The following is a 15,802-nucleotide window of genomic DNA, read 5'->3' on the forward strand; positions in this document are numbered from 1 at the left end:
TGTCTAGCCTCCGGGGAGACGGGACCGACCAGCGCCGGGCGCCGCCCCGTCCCGCGACGTCCGGTCGAAGACGCTAGCCGACATCGCAACAATTATTCCGGCCCCAGGCACTCCGCAAGCAATTCGTAACAGGCCTCAAAAAGCCTAACGAAAAGGCGCAAAATGGCCGCCATCGCGTGCGCCTTTCCGGAGTCGTAGCGGGGGTGCGCGCGACGGGCGGCAACTTGCCCTTGACCCCGTCGGTCCTCATTATGCACGGCTTCGTTTGACTCCCGGAAACCCGCGAACCGATCGTAGATAGCCATGGCTGTTGTCACGACTCCCGATGACCGCGCCGTCCTCGAGAGTGCTTCTGTTCAGGCGTTGCTCTCGCAAATCGGGGACGCCGTGCGCGTCACCGACGGCACCTTCGAGCTGCTCGACGAACAGGCCTTCCGTACCCGTGCCCTCGACCTGCTGGCACACGCCGCCGCGCTGGGCGAGGATGACGACGTGAAGGACACCGCCCGCTGGATCATCGGGGAGGCCGGCTCGGCGTTGGGGGTGCGTCCCGCGTCGATCCACGAGCTCTACATGGCCCGTGGCCGGGGTGAGATCTCCGGCTTCACCGTTCCCGCCATGAACATCCGGGCGGCGACCTATTACACCGGGCGTGCCCTCTTCTCCGCGGCGGTGGAGCTGGACGTGGGCGCGCTGATCCTGGAGATCGCGCGCTCGGAGATCGGTTACACCGAGCAGCGCCCGGCCGAGTACGTGGCGGTGCTCACCGCGGCCGCGCTGCGCGAGGGGTGGAGCGGTCCGCTCTTCTTCCAGGGTGATCACGTCCAGATCAACGCCAAGAAGTTCGCGGCGAATCCCGAGCCGGAGGTGCAGGCGCTGCGCGATCTGATCCGCGAGCAGCTCCACGCCGGTTTCTACAACATCGACGTGGATACCTCCACCCTGGTCGACCTCAGCTGGGAGTCGATCGAGGAGCAGCAGGCGCTCAACTGCCGGCTCTCCGCGGAGTTCACGGAGTTCATCCGCAAGCACGAGCCGAAGGGGATCACCGTTTCCATCGGCGGAGAGATCGGCGAGGTGGGCACGGAGAACTCCACCCCCGAGGAGCTGCGCGCCTACATGAACGGCTACCTCGCCGAGCTGCGCACGCTCTCAGAAAAGGCGGGACGGGAGTATGCGGGGCTGAGCAAGATCTCCGTGCAGTCGGGAACCTCTCACGGCGGGGTGGTGCTCCCCGACGGCTCCATCCAGGAGGTGGCGATCGATTTCGAGACGCTGCGCACCCTCTCCGAGATCGCCCGCAAGGAGTACGGCCTGGCCGGAGCGGTGCAGCACGGCGCCAGCACCCTCCCGGAGCATGCCTTCGGACGCTTCCCCGACGCCGGCACCGCCGAGATCCATCTGGCGACCAACTTCCAGAACATGGTCTTCGACCACCCGGCCCTTCCGGGCGACCTGCGGCGGCGCATGTACGACTGGTGCCGGGAGAACCTCGCCGACGAGCGCAAGCCGTCGGACACGGAGGAGCAGTTCATCTACAAGGCGCGCAAGAAGGCGCTGGGCGCGTTCAAGCGCGAGCTCTGGGAGCTTCCCGCGGAGACCTGGGAGCAGATCGGCGGCTCCCTGCGCAAGCAGTTCGCCTTCCTCTTCGAGAAGCTGGCCGTCACCAACACGCGCCAGGTGGTGCAGCGCTACGTGACCGCCCCCGAGCGCCCCCGCTCCGGCCCCGCCGCGCTGCGCATCAAGGCCGCCGCGGACGACTGGGATCTCAGCGACTGATAGGTGCGGCCGGGCCGATGCTTGTGCTGGCGCCCACCCCGCGGACGCTCCGGGCATCGCCTGTAGGGGCGCCCCTGGTGGGCATCCGCATGGGAAACCGGAAAATCGGGCGGTGATGCGATCTTTGCCGCGGGCACGACCTGCGGATCTCTTTTAACCTACGCCGGCTGGAGATCGGCCTGTAGAGGCGCCCCTTGTGGGCGCGCCCGCACGTCGACGCGGCAAGCCGCCGCTGTCCGGAACCCTCAATTCCTGCGTGCGGGCGCCACAAGGGCCGCCCCTACAAGCCGATTCCCTGCAAGACGCCCGTGCAGGCCGCCCTGCAAGGCAATTGCTCGAATCGCCCGTAGGCTGTGGCGCTAAGTTAGCGCCCATACCCCACGAGGGGGCACCCCTAGAGGCTGGTTCCCTGCCACGCCTCCTCCCCGCTCCCCGGAATGAATCCTGCTTCCCTCGCGGCCACGTCTCTCCTGCGGATCATCTGGCCTGAACCCGGTTGCGCGTGAAAACATCGGTCGCGGATTCCGAGGCTCTCCGCGCAAACAAGCTGGCGCTGGTCGAACGTCTCGCCGACGATCTCGCACACGAGATCAAGAACCCGTTGCACTCCATGGTCATCAACCTGGAGGTGCTGAGACGGCGGGTCGACCGGGGCGCGGGGGACGACCCCTCGGAGCTGCAGCGGTACGTCAGCATCCTCGCTGCGGAGCTCGAGCGGGTGAGCCGCCGGGTCGACCTGCTCCTGCGCATGGTCCGGCCCGAGCGCGCCGCCGCCCCGGTCTCCCTCGCCGACGCGGTGGAAGAGCTGGTGGCGGTGGTCGAGTTGGAGCGCGAGCGCCTGGCCGTGGAGATCGAGCTGCACCCTCCCGAGGGCACCTCGCGCGTACGCATTCCCCGGGATTCCGCCCGGCAGATCATCCTCAACCTCCTCCTCCTGGGCCTCGACGCCTCGACGCCCGACGGGCGGATCGTCGTCTCCTCGGAGCTGGGTGAGCGCGAGGAATCCCTTCGTGTGCTCGCCATCCCTGGCGACCAGGCGCAATCGAAGACTGCGCAAGGGGATGAGGCGGCCGAGGAGCAGCGCATGAGCGCCGCGGTGCGTGCCCTGGTGGAGATGCTCGGCGGACGCCTGGAGATCGGACCACCCGCGCAGGGTCCTCCTTCCGCGCGCGAAATCATTGTTGCTCTGCCGGTGGTGACGCTATAGCGCGGATGCCCCGAGACTCCGGTTGACCGGTTTCGCGGAATGAGCGTATCTTGGTCTGAAACCATGAGTTGTATTCACGCGAGCGAGTGCAGGCATGCCAGCGAAGATTCTGATCGCCGACGATGAGCGTCACGTGGCCGAAGGGCTTCAGATGCTCCTCGCGGACGACGGGTATGAGGTGGACATGGCCGTTGACGGTCAGTCCGCGTGGGAGATGATCGAGGCAGGCAGCTACGCGCTCGTTCTCGCCGACCTCCGCATGCCGGAGATCGACGGCCTCGAGCTCTTCTCACGCATGCGCGAGGCGAACATCCCTTCCGAGATGATCATCATCACCGGGAAGGGCTCGGTGGACACGGCCAAGGAGGCGATGCGGCAGGGGGCGTACGACTACCTCGAGAAGCCTCTCAAGATCGACCGGTTGCGGGAGCTGATCCCCAAGGCCATCGAGAAATACGAGGTCAAGGAAGCCAACCGCGCGCTGGAGGAGCGGCTCGCCAACCTCACCCGCTTCGGCGACCTGATCGGTCAGTCGGAGGAGATGCGGGCGATCTATTCGATGATCGAGGCCGCCGCTCCGTCGAACGCCAGCATCCTGATCGTGGGGGAGAGCGGCACGGGTAAGGAGCTCGTGGCCCGCGCCATCCACGAGCGGTCGAACCGCCGCAAGGGCCCCTTCGTGGCCATCAACTGCGCCGCGTTCCCGCGCGAGATCCTGGAGAATGAGCTGTTCGGCCACGAGAAGGGGGCGTTCACCGGAGCGCTCAACGAGAAGCCGGGCTGCTTCGAGCTCGCCGACGGGGGGACGCTCTTCCTCGACGAGGTCGCGGAGATGGAGCCGGACATCCAGGTGAAGTTCCTGCGCGCCCTGGAGCAGCGCTCCTTCCGGCGTCTGGGCGGCAAGAAGGAGATCCAGGTGGACATCCGGGTCGTCTCCGCGACCAACCGGAACGTCAACGAAGCCATCGAGTCCGGAGACCTGCGCGAAGACCTCTATCACCGGCTCGCCGTCATCCCGATCTTCCTGCCCCCGCTGCGCGAGCGTCGCGGCGACGTACGCGTGCTTGCGGAACACTTCCTGCGGCGATTCGCCGCGGAGAACGGCAAGCAGCTCGAAGGGTTCACGCCCGACGCGCTGGAGTTCATCCACGCCTACCGCTGGCCCGGCAACGTCCGCGAGCTGAAGAACGCGATCGAGCGGGCGGTGATCCTCGCCCAGGGGAGCCAGATCACCCTGCGCGATCTACGGGCGCACGAGCTGATCGCCACGGAGGACCGGGAGGTGCGCATCCCCATCGGCACCTCGCTGGAGCAGGCCGATCGCACGCTCATCCTCAAGACCTTCTCGTTCGTCAACGGCGATCACCAGAAGGCGGCCACCCTCCTCGGTGTGGACGAGGAGACCCTCCGTAGTCAGCTCTCGACCTTCATCGGAACGGACGCCGTCACGACCTGATCCCGGTGGTTCGGAGAACGAGCTCGATTCACTGGACGAGGTCGGGGCGGCAGCGAGGGGTGGGCGCTGGAGGTTACGGCGCCCCCCCTTTTTTCGCGTCGTTTCGTTGCAACTTCCTCGTTCGACCAGCTATTTGCTTTGCTCCCCCTGGCACCGCGCTTGCGCTAAGAAGGGGCGCGAACCACGCTTGTGAGGTCTTTATGATACAGATGGCGGTGCCGAGAGTCCTGGTCATCGAGGATGACGAAGGCGCGCGCAACGCCCTCGCCAGCCTGCTCAGCGACGAAGGCTACGCCGTCTCCACGGCCAGCGGGGGAGTCGAGGGGGTTTCGCTCGCGCGAAGCTTCTGGCCGCACGTCGTCATCTGCGATTATTCATTGCCCGACATCGACGGGCTGGAGGTCATGCGGCGCTTGCGTTCGGCCGGCCGCGACTACTTCTTCATCATCGTGACGGCGGGGCGATTCGATCACCTGGGTGAGCGGCACCTGCGCTCGGAGGCCGACGTCTTTCTCGACAAGCCGGTCGATCTCGCCGAGTTGCGTACCGCCCTCGTCCGAGCCACGTCCGAATCGGGATCCGCTCGCGCCCTCAACTGAAAGGAACCGCTTCATGGCAGAGCACGACAACGTTCCGTACATCGTCATCGAGCGCCACAGCGGGGGGGCGACTCCTTTTCTCTGGGGACTTCTGCTTGGCGCTGCCGCTGCGCTGCTCTTCGCTCCCCGTTCGGGGGAGGAGACTCAGGAAGAGATCCGGCGCCGCGCCCAGCGGCTTCGCAATGCGGCGGGGGACCGCGTCAGCGCGGTGCGCGGGTCCGTGACTGAACGGATCGATCGCACCCGTAGCCAGCTGCAGGAGCGGATCGAGTCGGTGCGGGAGAAGGTGGACTTCCGCGCCCACCAGGCTCGGGACGCGATGGAGAGCGGCCGCCGCGCCGCCACGGATGCCGGAACCGAGCTGCGTCGCCGGGTCGAGAACGCCCGCCAGGGGATCCAGGGCGGCGGTGCCGGCGAGCGCTCGCCCCGAACGCCGGGCGAAGCCCGCCCGCCGAATTCCTCGGCGGAGGGTACCTCATCGCCCTCATCGGCGTCGGCCCCTGCCACGCCGCAGACGCCCTCCAACGCCGGGACCTCCGGCACCCGCGTCGATGTGGAGGAAGCCGAGGGCCGCCCGGGCCTCGGCTGATCCAGCCCGGGAGGAGCGGTCCCCGACGGAGGCCGCTCCACCAGACCTAGTCTCCGTGTCGCAGATCGGTTCGCCGGCACCGGGGCGGCAGCTGCTCACAGCCGCTCTCGGTGCACTGGCTCGTCTGTTCGACGGCACCCGCGACTTCGTCGGGCGCGTGTACCGCAAGGCGGGTCAGGACGACATCTTCTTCCTCGCCGGGGGAATCGCCTTCAACATCGTCCTCGGTGCGGTCCCCTTTCTCCTGCTGCTGATCACCCTCTTCGGTTACGTGCTGCGCACGCAGGTCGCCGATCCGCAGCAGGCGGCGATCGACTACGTCTTCACCATTCTGCCGCCCAGCCCTTCGCTGGAACGGTGGGTACGGGAGCAGATCGGCACCCTGATGGAGGACCTGCCGGGCTTTGGCGTGCTCGGCTCCGTGCTGCTGGTCTGGGTCTCCACCCGCCTGATCGGCTCCCTGCGCAGTGCGCTCCGCAACGTTTTCGACGTGCAGGAGGAACGGGGCATCATCGGGGGGAAGATCTTCGACGCGAAGATGGTGGTCGTGGCGGGGAGCCTCTTCGTGGCGAACACCGTCATCACCGTCCTGCTCGAGGCGGTGCAGACCTACGGGATCGAATTCCTCGGTCTGGGCGAAGGAGGAATCGTGCGCACGCTGCAGGTGCTCACCGCGCAGCTGCTGGCGTATGCGTTCATCTTCCTGATGTTCCTCCTGATCTATCGCTATCTTCCCGCGCGGCGCATCCCCTGGCGCATCTCCCTGGTGTCCGCCCTCTTCAGCTCGGTGGCCTTCGAGCTCCTCAAGTCGGCCTTCGCTTGGTACGTGGCCTATGTCGCGAACTATCGGACCACCTACGGGTACTTTGCATCGCTCGTGGTCCTGATGTTCTGGATCTACTACTCGGCGGTCGTGTTCGTGCTCGGCGGCGAGGTGGGACAGATCTACGAGACGAACCGCATCCGACGTCGTCAGAGAGAGCTGCTCGATTGACCATGATGGGACGATCCCTTCGCCTTGCCGCCCTGGTGGCGGCCCTGAGCGCCCTCCCCGCGGTTGCGTCCGCGCAGGGGCTACCCGGTGCGCCGCTGGCCCTGGCGCACGGGGTCGAGCGGGAGGGAGCGGCCCGCTACCGGGATCCGCCGGTGAACGTGGAGGGGCGGTACGTGGTCATCTCCCTCGACGAGCACCGCCTGTACATGATGGAGGATGAGCGCGTGATCTGGTCGACGCCGGTAGGCACAGGCACCGGCACGCGGCTCGAGGGCGCGGGGCAGAAGTGGGATTTCTCCACCCCGCGGGGGATGTTCCGCGTCCAGTACAAGGAGAAGGAGCCGGTCTGGCGTGTGCCCGTCTGGGCCTTCGTGGAGCGCGGTGAGCCCATCCCGCCCCCCGACTCGCCCAAGTGGAACGAGCCGGGCATGCTGGGCACCACCGCCCTCTACCTCGAGGAAGACATCGCCGTGCACGGCACCAACTTCCCCGAGCTGCTCGGCCAGCCCGTCTCCCACGGCTGCATCCGCATGAGCAACGAGGCGGCGCGGCGGCTGTACCACGAGGCGCCGGTGGGGACGCCGGTGATTATTTACTGAGGCGGGCTTGGCGGGGTGAAGGCTGGGGCCTTGGTTGTGGTTATCCGCTATCCGTTTTCCGCTATCGGTCGGACCGAGGGGCGGGGCTCTCACTTCGAGGCCAGGGCTCGAAGCTCGGCGAGCCCACCGGTTCTACATCCTCAGCTATCCGTGGGAAACGATCAGTTAGGTGTCGGCGTGTCCGCAGATCTCCAAGTTAGCCCACCGGTCCAAACGGATAACGGATAACGATAACCGAGTCACGTATGCCAGCCGACACCGCACGCCCCAACACCCACATCGTCGCCCGCAACCGGCGCGCGCGGCACGAGTACGAGGTCCTCGAGAAGTACGAGGCGGGGATCGTGCTCACGGGCACGGAGGTGAAGTCGCTGCGCGCGGGGAAGGCGAACCTGCAGGATGCCTACGCTCGCTTCGATCGGGGGGAGCTGTGGCTCTACAACCTCCACATCTCTCCCTACGAGCAGGGCAGCCGCTTCAACCACGACCCGCTCCGCCCGCGCAAGCTGCTGCTCCAGAAGCGCGAGCTGCGCAAGCTGGTGGGGCAGGTCGAGCAGCAGGGGCTCACCCTGGTTCCGCTCGACATCTACTTTCGTCGAGGGCTCGCCAAGCTGACTCTGGCCCTGGTCCGCGGTAAGAAGCTGCATGACAAACGGGAAGACCTCCGCCGGCGCGCGGCGGAACGTGAGATGGAGCGTGCGTACAAGGGGTCTTGACCGGTTGCTGGCGGGGCTGCTCGCCGTCCTGGCGAGCCTGCCCCCCGGCGCGGCGCTCGCCCAGGCGGGCGACGAGGCGAAGCCACTGGTGGTGATCGACGCGGGACACGGCGGGGTCGACCCGGGAGCACGCGGGCCGAACGGGACGCGGGAGAAGGACATCACGCTGCGGGTGGCCCGGGCGCTGGCGGAGGAACTGCGGCGCAGCGGCGACTTCGACGTGCGCATGACGCGCACTTCCGACACGCTCATCGCCCTGCGCGATCGCACCCGGATGGCAAACCGCTGGCGCGCGGAGGGCGGCAACGGAGATCGACCCGCGGTCTTCATCTCCATTCACGCCAACGCTCACCGCGATCGCGGTACGCGCGGCTTCGAGACCTACTTCCTGTCCGACGCGAAAACCGCCGACGCCGCGCGCGTGGCCGCCATGGAGAACGCGGCGCAGCAGTACGAGGCGCAGGAAAGCGCCCCCGCCGACGACCTCTCCTTCATCCTCACCGATCTGAGGCAGAACCGCTACGTCCACGAGTCGAGCAGCTGGGCGGAGATGATCCAGCGCCGCCTGTCCGCCATGCACCCGGGTCCGAACCGGGGGGTCAAACAGGCGGGGTTCGTGGTGCTGGACGGGGCCTTCATGCCGGCCGTGCTGGTCGAGCTGGGATTCATCACCAATTCGCGCGAGGAGCGGATGCTCGCCGACCGCGACATCCAGCGGGAGCTCGCTTCTCGTCTGGCGGCGTCCGTCCGAGACTACTTCGATCGGTACCTGGCGATCTCGGGGACCTCGGCGCCCTGAGCCGGGTTCAGCGACGGATCTTTGCCCGCCTCGCGCGGGTACGCAGCGCCTATGAACGCTGACAGCTCCGGTCATTTTCCGTCGGCCGCCGCTCCGCGCGCGGCCGTGCCGATTCTCGCCCTCGACGTGCCGAGCGCGGAGGAGGCCTTTGCGCTGGTCGAGCGCGTTCCGCGCGCGGACTTCGTGAAGGTCGGCCTGCAGCTCTTCACCGCCGAGGGCCCCGCGGTCGTGCGGCAGCTCCGCGCCCGAGGTCGACGGGTCTTCCTCGATCTCAAGCTGCACGACATCCCCAACACGGTGGCGGGCGCGGTGGAGTCCGCGGCAAAGCTCGGGGTGGACCTGCTCACCGTGCACGCCTCGGGGGGTGAGGTGATGCTGCGCGCCGCGGTCGAAGCGGCGGAGCGCGCTCTGGAGCCACCGCAGCTCCTCGCCGTCACGGTGCTGACGTCCTTTTCCGCGGAGGGTCTCGGGCAGGCGTGGGGCAGGGAGGCGCTCGATGTCGAGCGTGAGGTGGTGCGCCTGGCCACGCTGGCGCGCGACGCCGGCATCCCGGGGGTGGTGGCTTCGGTGCGCGAGGTGACCCCCATTCGGGCCGCGCTGGGGCATTCCCTGCGCATCCTCACCCCGGGGATTCGCCTTGCCGGAGACGCCCCGGGGGACCAGACGCGCATCGCCACCCCCGCGGAAGCGGTGCGCCTGGGCTCGGATTACCTGGTGATTGGCCGCACCGTGACCGCCGCTCCCGACCCGGCCGCCGCTTTCGATCGCGTGCTCGCCGAGCTGGAGGGTCTCTCCGTGGAAGCGAGGTCCGGGTGACGCGAACGATGTTGCTGGCGATTCTGCTGAGCCTGGTCGTGGGCGCCGCTCCTGCCTCGGGGCAGGCGCCGGCGCCAATCGAGGACTTCGTGCGCCGGGTGAGCTATCTGTGGGAGGCGAAGGACGTCGACAATCTCGTCGACCTCGTCACCGACAGCGAGCCGGTGGTGCTCGACCGTGGCTCGGGGTCGGAGCGGGTCAACAGTCGGCACGCCGCGGCGGCGCTGCGTGCGCTCTTCTCCGACCTCGAGAGCGTCTCGGTCCGGCCCGTGAAGGCCACCCTCGCGGGCGGGCAGCCGGTGCGTGGCTTTGGCGAGCTCACCTGGGTCTACCGCGCGCGCGGGGCGCCGGGGGAGCAGACCCGGTCGGTCTACGTGGGCACGGTCTGGGACGGGCGCCGCTGGCGCATCAGCGAGCTGCGCCTTCTGCCGTAATCGCTTGACACCGGAGCGAATCCGCCTCTACCATAGCGACCGCCCCGCCCGTTCTGAACGGTCATGCGGGGCGGATTTCTTTGAGGGCACGAATGCGTAGCGGGTCGTCCACAACGCAGCAGCCACACATGCTCCACTTCTTCAATTCGCTGACGCGGCGACGCGAGGAGTTCGTCCCCCTGGAACCCGGGCGGGTGGGGATGTACGTGTGTGGCCCGACCATCTACGCGCCCCCGCACATCGGCAACCTCCGCACTTTCTTCTTCGCCGACATCCTGCACCGGTACCTCGAGTTCCGCGGCTATGAGGTGCGGTTCGTGATGAACCTCACCGATGTGGACGACAAGACGATCGCTGGGGCGGTGCGTGCCGGGGTGTCCCTGCGCGAGCACACCGAGCCGTTCGCGCGCATCCTCTTCGAGAACTTCGACGCACTGGGGATCGCCCGAGCGGACGTCTACCCGCGCGCGACGGAGTACGTGCCGCAGATGATCGAGCTCATCGCGAAGCTCATCGATCGCGGGCTGGCCTACGAATCCGAGGGATCGGTCTACTACGACATCTCCGAGTTCCCCGAGTATGGCAAGCTCTCGCGGGTGGACCTCGAGCACACCCGGCGCGGGGAGCGCGTGGCCGCCGACGAGTACGATCGTGGGGACGTGCGTGACTTCGCGCTCTGGAAGGCGGCCAAGCCGGAGGACGAGAAGGTGGGCGCCGTGTGGGACACGCCGTGGGGACCGGGCCGTCCGGGCTGGCACATCGAGTGCTCGGCGATGAGCATGCACGAGCTGGGGGAGACCTTCGACATCCACGGCGGCGGGGTGGATCTCCTCTTCCCGCACCACGAGGACGAGATCGCCCAGTCCGAAGGCGCCACGGGCAAACCGTTTGCCCGCTACTGGCTGCACTCCGAGTTCCTGCAGGTGGACGGCGAGAAGATGGCCAAGTCCGCCGGGAACATCTACACCCTGGAGGAGCTGGTGGAGCAGGGGGCGCGGCCGTCCTCGATTCGTTACGTCTTCCTGACGGCGCACTATCGGACCAAGCTCAATTTTACCTGGGAGGCGCTCGAGGCCGGGGCCGAGTCGGTCCGGCGGCTCTGGTCGACCTACGAGCGGCTGCGCCGCGAGCATCCGCGCTCCCCGCACCCGCGCGCGCACGACGAGCCGCGCCTGCACGAGGCGGCTTCGCGGGCCCTCACCGACTTCACCCAGGCCATGGACGACGACCTGAACACCAGCGTCGCCCTGTCCGCGGTGTGGGGACTCGTGCGGGAGATCAACAGCCGCCTGGATGAGCTGGGAACCCAGCCGATCACGGATGCGGAGGCGCAGACGGCGCTGGATGCGCTCGAGCGGATGGACTCCGTGCTGAACATCATCGGCCTCGCCTCGCGCGAGCAGGAGTCGCGGGTGAGCGCCGAGCTGGAGGCCTGGATCGAGGAGCGCCTCGCGGCGCGGCAGGAGGCCCGCAAAGCGCGAGATTTCGCCCTCGCCGACCGCATCCGCGACGAGATCGCGGCCCGCGGCGTCGTTCTCGAGGATACGCCTACCGGCACGCGGTGGAAGGTGATAAACTGAGGAGTTAGAAGCTAGAAGCTAGAATGGTTGTTCGTGCAGCGCTGGTGTAGCTCAGCTGGCAGAGCACCCGCCTTGTAAGCGGGCGGTCGTGGGTTCGAGTCCCACCACCAGCTTGTTTTGGGCATTCTTTTGGAGGGCTGGGGCCAGAAGCCAACGAATTCTAGCTTCTAGCTTCTAGCTTCTAGCTTCTAGCCGGTCCGCCGGAGCCGCGGTGCCAGCGGGCAGGGATTCCAACTCCTAACTCCTCACCTTACCCGAAGTGCCCATGCGCCGGCGTGCTTCCGTCGGCTTGCCTGAGCTTGTCGGCGCTGTAGAATACTCTTGCTTCTGACCTCTGACTTTCGAGCTCGAGCTCCATCGTCTGCATCCCAAGACTTCATCGGCCCCATCGAGGCTGACGTTCAATTAGTCGTTCAGCGGAAGAAATCACCGGCGCGAAGCTCCGCTTCGAGCTTGCTGGTCCGCCCGCCCCCTGGCGAGCATCCGATCGCGCCCCCGGTCAGCTCAGTCGGGCTGACGCACCAGGAGATATAGAAGAAGAAGGTAGAACAACATTCCAGTTCCTCACTTCTAGCTTCTAACTTCTATTTAGCAACAAGTTTAGCACTCCCCGCCACCCCCACAACCTTGGAGCGATGAACGTCCTTCGTTCGCCAATCACCCTCGTACTCCTCCTCAGCCTGAGCACCGGCTGCTCGGACAGTGTCCTGGACCTCAACCCGCAGGATCAGGTGTCGGATGACGCCGTCTGGAGCGACCCAGCTCTGGCGAAAGCTTTCCTCTTCGACATCTATCGAGGGGTGGGTCACGGGTACAACGGAACCACCCTGTGGGTGCTCACCGACGACGGTCACAACACCCGCGGCGGGGATGTTTCCGATCACAACCTGTCGAACGTCTCGCCCTCCGACCTGCAAGCGATGGGAGGCTCTCGTTTCTCCCACTATCGCTGGGGAGATCTCTATAAGAGCATCCGCAACGCCAACATCTTCATCACGGAGATCGAGAAGGCCGATTTCCCGGAGGCGGAAGCGAACCAGATGAAGGGGGAGGCGCTGTTCCTGCGCGCCTACTTCTATCACAACCTGCTGCGGGTCTTCGGGGGCGTGCCGCTGATCACCGAGGTCTACGGCCTCAACGACGACTACCGGGTAGCCCGTAACTCCTTCGCCGAGGTGGTGGACCAGATCGTCTCCGACCTGGACCAGGCGGCGGCCCTGCTGCCGCTGGAGTACCCGGCCTCGGAGCTCGGCCGCATCACGAAGGGTGCAGCGCTGGCCCTCAAGGCGCGCGTGCTCCTCTATGCGGCCAGCGATCTCTACCAGACGAACCCGAGCGGGATGCCGGAGACCGGCTATACCGGCGGGACCGACCGCACCGCCTACTGGCGCGCGGCCAAGGACGCCGCCAAGGCGGTGATCGACCTGGGCATCTACAGCCTCTACGGGGGCGACGCCTCCACGCCCGAGGAGGGCACCGAAAACTACGCCAATCTCTTCCTGACCAAGGTCAACCCGGAGTTCATCTTCGTCCGCTATTTCCTCCCCCACCGCGACGACATTCCCAACGTGGGGCGGTACGTGGGGCCGAACGGTTACCACAACTGGGGGTCGAACACGCCGACGCAGAACCTGATCGACGCCTATCGGATGGTGGACGGCACGCCATTCGATTGGTCGAATCCGGAGCACGCCGCCGCGCCATACGAGAACCGCGATCCGCGCTTCTACGCGAGCATCCAGTACGACGGCGCGCGCTGGGTGAAGCGTCCTGCGGATGTGATCCACCTCGATACGGCCGGGATCATCCAGACCTTCCGGACCCTGACGCTGCCCGATGGCAGCACGCTGCCCGGGCTGGACACCCGCTACGGTCCCGTCGAGGACTGGAACGGGACCTACTCCGGGTACTATCTGCGCAAGCAGGTCGACCCGACCGTGGATCACCAGTTCGTCTCCCAGGATGTGCCCTGGGTGTTCATCCGCTACGCCGAGGTGCTGCTCAACTACGCGGAGGCCTCCATCGAGCTGAACGAGCTGGACGACGCGCTCTGGGCCATCAACCAGATCCGTCGGCGCTCAGGCATGCCTGAGCTCTCCGCCTCTCTCGGGCAGGATGCGCTGCGCGAGGAGTATCGCAACGAGCGGCGGGTGGAGCTCGCCTTCGAGGAGCACCGCTTCTTCGACGTGCGGCGCTGGATGATCGCACCGGAGGTGATGGACGAGAACGCGCACGGGATCGAGATCACCGTCAAGGCAACCGACCCGCTGCGCCGCAGCACGTACTACGATTACACCTACAAGATCATCGACGTCGAGGAGCGCCACTGGGACGACCGGATGTACTTCCTGCCGATCTCGCGTGACGAGCTCAACCGCAACGACGCGCTCGTACAGAACCCGGGCTACTGAACGGAGGAGACCATGATCAAGCGGCGGGCATTCCTCGCGCACCTCTCGGGCGGCATCGTCAGCAGTGCGGCGCTGGCGGCGGAGGCGGTCGCTGCTCCGCTGGAGCGCCCGCGTCGCGCGACGGCCACCACGTCGCCGGCGGACTCCCTGTTCGCCACGGCCCCGATGCTCTGGGCGCCCCGAGCCGACGGGGCCGAGGTTCTCTGGACGGTGCCCCGACTCTCGCGGGGGCGGGTCGAGCTGCGGAAGGCGACGGGCGAGACCCGTACCTTCGCCGGCGACGACTTCGGATTCGTTCCGCAGTCGGCCGGGGTCATGCGGGTGCGGCTCGAGGGACTGGACCCGGGAACGGAGTACGAGTGGCGGGCGGTGACCGAGGCGATCGACGGCGACCAGGCTCGAGAGGAGAGCGCCTGGAAGCGCTTCCGCACTCTCGATCCCAACGCCGCGGAAACCACCTTCTGCGTGTGGAACGACACGCACGAGCGCGTGGAGACCATCCGCAAGCTCTACGAGGTCACGCCCCAGGCCGACTTCCTCCTCTGGAACGGAGACACCTGCAACGACTGGCACGAGGAGGAGATCCTGGTGCCGACGCTGCTCGCTCCGGGCGGTCTGGACATCTCCGAGAAGCACCCGCTCCTGCTCACCTTCGGCAACCACGACGTGCGAGGGAAGTACGGCTTCCGCGTGCCGGAGCACATCGCCACCCCGGCCGGCCGTCCTTACTACGCCTTCCGCAGCGGGCCGGTGGCGATCGTGGCGCTGCACACCGGCGAGGACAAGCCGGACGACCACCCCAGCTTCCACGGGCTGGTCGCGTTCCAGGCGCTGCGTGAGGAGCAGGCGGCGTGGCTGGCGCAGACGCTCCGGCGTCCGGAGCTCGCCACGGCCCCCTACCGGGTGGTCTTCTGCCACATCCCGCTGCGCTGGATCGAGGAGCCGGAACAGGTCGACTACGCGGGAGGCGGCTTCGACCACTACGCGCGCTCCAGCCGCGACCTGTGGCACCGGGCGCTGGTCGACTGGGGCGCCCAGGTGGTGATCTCGGGCCACACCCACCGGCCGGCGAGCATCGCGGCCGACGCCGCGTTCCCCTACGCGCAGATGATCGGCGGCGGCCCTCAGCTCGAGCGGGCGACCTGGACCGAGGCGAAGGCCGACGCGCGCGCTCTCACCATCACCATCCGCTCGCTCAGCGAGGGCAAAGTGCTGCACCAGGAGAGTTTCGCCCCGCTCACCTGAGCGAACGCGCCCCGTTTTCGCGCGGGTCGGCCGGTGGCGCGCGGTGCTCCCGCGCGCCGGTTGACACCCGCCGCCTCAGGTCGTTACTATTCACGGCTCGCTGATCTACCCGCACTCCACTCGTGTCCCGGGGTCCGGTCGGCGGGCCGATTTGCGGGCGTAGCTCAGTTGGTAGAGCATCAGCCTTCCAAGCTGAGGGTCGCGAGTTCGAGTCTCGTCGCCCGCTCTTTTCTTGTTTGGGGTCGGCGTGTCGGAGACGGGGGCGCCTCGGGAGGCGCCGAAGATCAGTGGGGCGAAAGCCCGGGGCGGGGGACAGGCTCACGTAGCTCAGTCGGTAGAGCACTTCCTTGGTAAGGAAGAGGTCACGGGTTCGAGTCCCGTCGTGGGCTCTCGCGAGCCTCCGGAATCAATCAATTCTTTACGAGACCGCAGAAGCGACCAATGGCCAAGGCTAAGTTTGAGCGGACGAAGCCGCACGTGAACGTGGGGACGATCGGGCACGTCGACCATGGGAAGACGACGTTGACGGCGGCGATCACGCGGATCCAGGCGGCGAAGGGTCTGGCGGACTTTGTGGC

15 protein-coding genes and 3 tRNA genes are annotated in these 15,802 nt (G+C 67.2%); all 18 read left to right on the forward strand.

The window, feature by feature from the left end:
• Nucleotides 1-303 precede the first annotated feature (303 nt).
• Nucleotides 304-1,779 carry a class II fructose-bisphosphate aldolase gene (locus VF167_01910; protein ID HEX6924158.1) on the forward strand — a complete coding sequence of 492 codons (1,476 nt, stop codon included), beginning with the start codon at nucleotides 304-306 and terminating at the stop codon, nucleotides 1,777-1,779.
• A gap of 502 nt (nucleotides 1,780-2,281) precedes the next feature.
• The gene (locus VF167_01915) at nucleotides 2,282-2,986 is read left to right on the forward strand and encodes a histidine kinase dimerization/phospho-acceptor domain-containing protein (protein ID HEX6924159.1); all 705 of its coding nucleotides are present in this window, start codon (nucleotides 2,282-2,284) and stop codon (nucleotides 2,984-2,986) included.
• 94 nt (nucleotides 2,987-3,080) lie between these two features.
• Entirely contained in the window at nucleotides 3,081-4,442 is a 1,362-nt protein-coding gene (locus tag VF167_01920) for a sigma-54 dependent transcriptional regulator (protein ID HEX6924160.1), read from the forward strand.
• A gap of 200 nt (nucleotides 4,443-4,642) precedes the next feature.
• A complete protein-coding gene (locus tag VF167_01925) occupies nucleotides 4,643-5,041 on the forward strand; it encodes a response regulator (protein ID HEX6924161.1) in 399 nt (132 codons plus the stop codon).
• 13 nt (nucleotides 5,042-5,054) lie between these two features.
• Nucleotides 5,055-5,630: a YtxH domain-containing protein gene (locus VF167_01930; protein ID HEX6924162.1), complete on the forward strand. Its 576-nt coding sequence runs from the start codon at nucleotides 5,055-5,057 to the stop codon at nucleotides 5,628-5,630.
• Between the two features lie 55 nt (nucleotides 5,631-5,685).
• Complete coding sequence (locus VF167_01935; protein ID HEX6924163.1) at nucleotides 5,686-6,624, forward strand: YihY/virulence factor BrkB family protein; 939 nt, start codon at nucleotides 5,686-5,688, stop codon at nucleotides 6,622-6,624.
• A 2-nt stretch (nucleotides 6,625-6,626) separates the two neighbouring features.
• On the forward strand, nucleotides 6,627-7,223 hold the full coding sequence (locus tag VF167_01940; GenBank protein ID HEX6924164.1) for a L,D-transpeptidase: 597 nt from the start codon (nucleotides 6,627-6,629) through the stop codon (nucleotides 7,221-7,223).
• A 245-nt stretch (nucleotides 7,224-7,468) separates the two neighbouring features.
• A complete protein-coding gene (gene smpB / locus VF167_01945; protein ID HEX6924165.1) occupies nucleotides 7,469-7,939 on the forward strand; it encodes an SsrA-binding protein SmpB in 471 nt (156 codons plus the stop codon).
• Complete coding sequence (locus VF167_01950; GenBank protein ID HEX6924166.1) at nucleotides 7,920-8,738, forward strand: N-acetylmuramoyl-L-alanine amidase; 819 nt, start codon at nucleotides 7,920-7,922, stop codon at nucleotides 8,736-8,738. The genes smpB and VF167_01950 overlap by 20 nt, the downstream gene beginning before the upstream one ends.
• Before the next feature lie 51 nt (nucleotides 8,739-8,789).
• The gene (gene pyrF / locus VF167_01955) at nucleotides 8,790-9,554 is read left to right on the forward strand and encodes an orotidine-5'-phosphate decarboxylase (GenBank protein ID HEX6924167.1); all 765 of its coding nucleotides are present in this window, start codon (nucleotides 8,790-8,792) and stop codon (nucleotides 9,552-9,554) included.
• Nucleotides 9,551-9,988, forward strand: a complete 438-nt coding sequence (locus VF167_01960; GenBank protein ID HEX6924168.1) for a hypothetical protein — start codon at nucleotides 9,551-9,553, stop codon at nucleotides 9,986-9,988. The genes pyrF and VF167_01960 overlap by 4 nt, the downstream gene beginning before the upstream one ends.
• A 92-nt stretch (nucleotides 9,989-10,080) precedes the next feature.
• Nucleotides 10,081-11,568 carry a cysteine--tRNA ligase gene (gene cysS, locus VF167_01965; GenBank protein ID HEX6924169.1) on the forward strand — a complete coding sequence of 496 codons (1,488 nt, stop codon included), beginning with the start codon at nucleotides 10,081-10,083 and terminating at the stop codon, nucleotides 11,566-11,568.
• Nucleotides 11,569-11,608: 40 nt separating this feature from the next.
• A tRNA-Thr gene (locus tag VF167_01970) sits at nucleotides 11,609-11,681 on the forward strand.
• A 522-nt stretch (nucleotides 11,682-12,203) separates the two neighbouring features.
• Nucleotides 12,204-13,979 carry a RagB/SusD family nutrient uptake outer membrane protein gene (locus tag VF167_01975; protein ID HEX6924170.1) on the forward strand — a complete coding sequence of 592 codons (1,776 nt, stop codon included), beginning with the start codon at nucleotides 12,204-12,206 and terminating at the stop codon, nucleotides 13,977-13,979.
• Between the two features lie 12 nt (nucleotides 13,980-13,991).
• Entirely contained in the window at nucleotides 13,992-15,224 is a 1,233-nt protein-coding gene (locus VF167_01980) for an FN3 domain-containing metallophosphoesterase family protein (protein ID HEX6924171.1), read from the forward strand.
• Between the two features lie 153 nt (nucleotides 15,225-15,377).
• Nucleotides 15,378-15,450, forward strand: a tRNA-Gly gene (locus VF167_01985).
• A gap of 90 nt (nucleotides 15,451-15,540) precedes the next feature.
• A tRNA-Thr gene (locus VF167_01990) sits at nucleotides 15,541-15,613 on the forward strand.
• A gap of 52 nt (nucleotides 15,614-15,665) precedes the next feature.
• On the forward strand, nucleotides 15,666-15,802 hold a 137-nt coding region (locus VF167_01995; protein HEX6924172.1), incomplete at its 3' end, for a GTP-binding protein.

The sequence above is a fragment of the Longimicrobiaceae bacterium genome, from assembly GCA_036375715.1.
Lineage (GTDB): Bacteria > Gemmatimonadota > Gemmatimonadetes > Longimicrobiales > Longimicrobiaceae > DASVBS01.

Bases quoted from the DNA above. Each gene is read 5' to 3' on its own strand.
- VF167_01940 (HEX6924164.1), top strand. From the start codon at position 6,627: ATGATGGGACGATCCCTTCGCCTTGCCGCCCTGGTGGCGGCCCTGAGC.
- VF167_01910 (HEX6924158.1), top strand. From the start codon at position 304: ATGGCTGTTGTCACGACTCCCGATGACCGCGCCGTCCTCGAGAGTGCT.
- pyrF (HEX6924167.1), top strand. From the start codon at position 8,790: ATGAACGCTGACAGCTCCGGTCATTTTCCGTCGGCCGCCGCTCCGCGC.
- VF167_01920 (HEX6924160.1), top strand. From the start codon at position 3,081: ATGCCAGCGAAGATTCTGATCGCCGACGATGAGCGTCACGTGGCCGAA.
- VF167_01980 (HEX6924171.1), top strand. From the start codon at position 13,992: ATGATCAAGCGGCGGGCATTCCTCGCGCACCTCTCGGGCGGCATCGTC.
- VF167_01975 (HEX6924170.1), top strand. From the start codon at position 12,204: ATGAACGTCCTTCGTTCGCCAATCACCCTCGTACTCCTCCTCAGCCTG.
- cysS (HEX6924169.1), top strand. From the start codon at position 10,081: ATGCGTAGCGGGTCGTCCACAACGCAGCAGCCACACATGCTCCACTTC.
- VF167_01930 (HEX6924162.1), top strand. From the start codon at position 5,055: ATGGCAGAGCACGACAACGTTCCGTACATCGTCATCGAGCGCCACAGC.
- VF167_01925 (HEX6924161.1), top strand. From the start codon at position 4,643: ATGATACAGATGGCGGTGCCGAGAGTCCTGGTCATCGAGGATGACGAA.
- smpB (HEX6924165.1), top strand. From the start codon at position 7,469: ATGCCAGCCGACACCGCACGCCCCAACACCCACATCGTCGCCCGCAAC.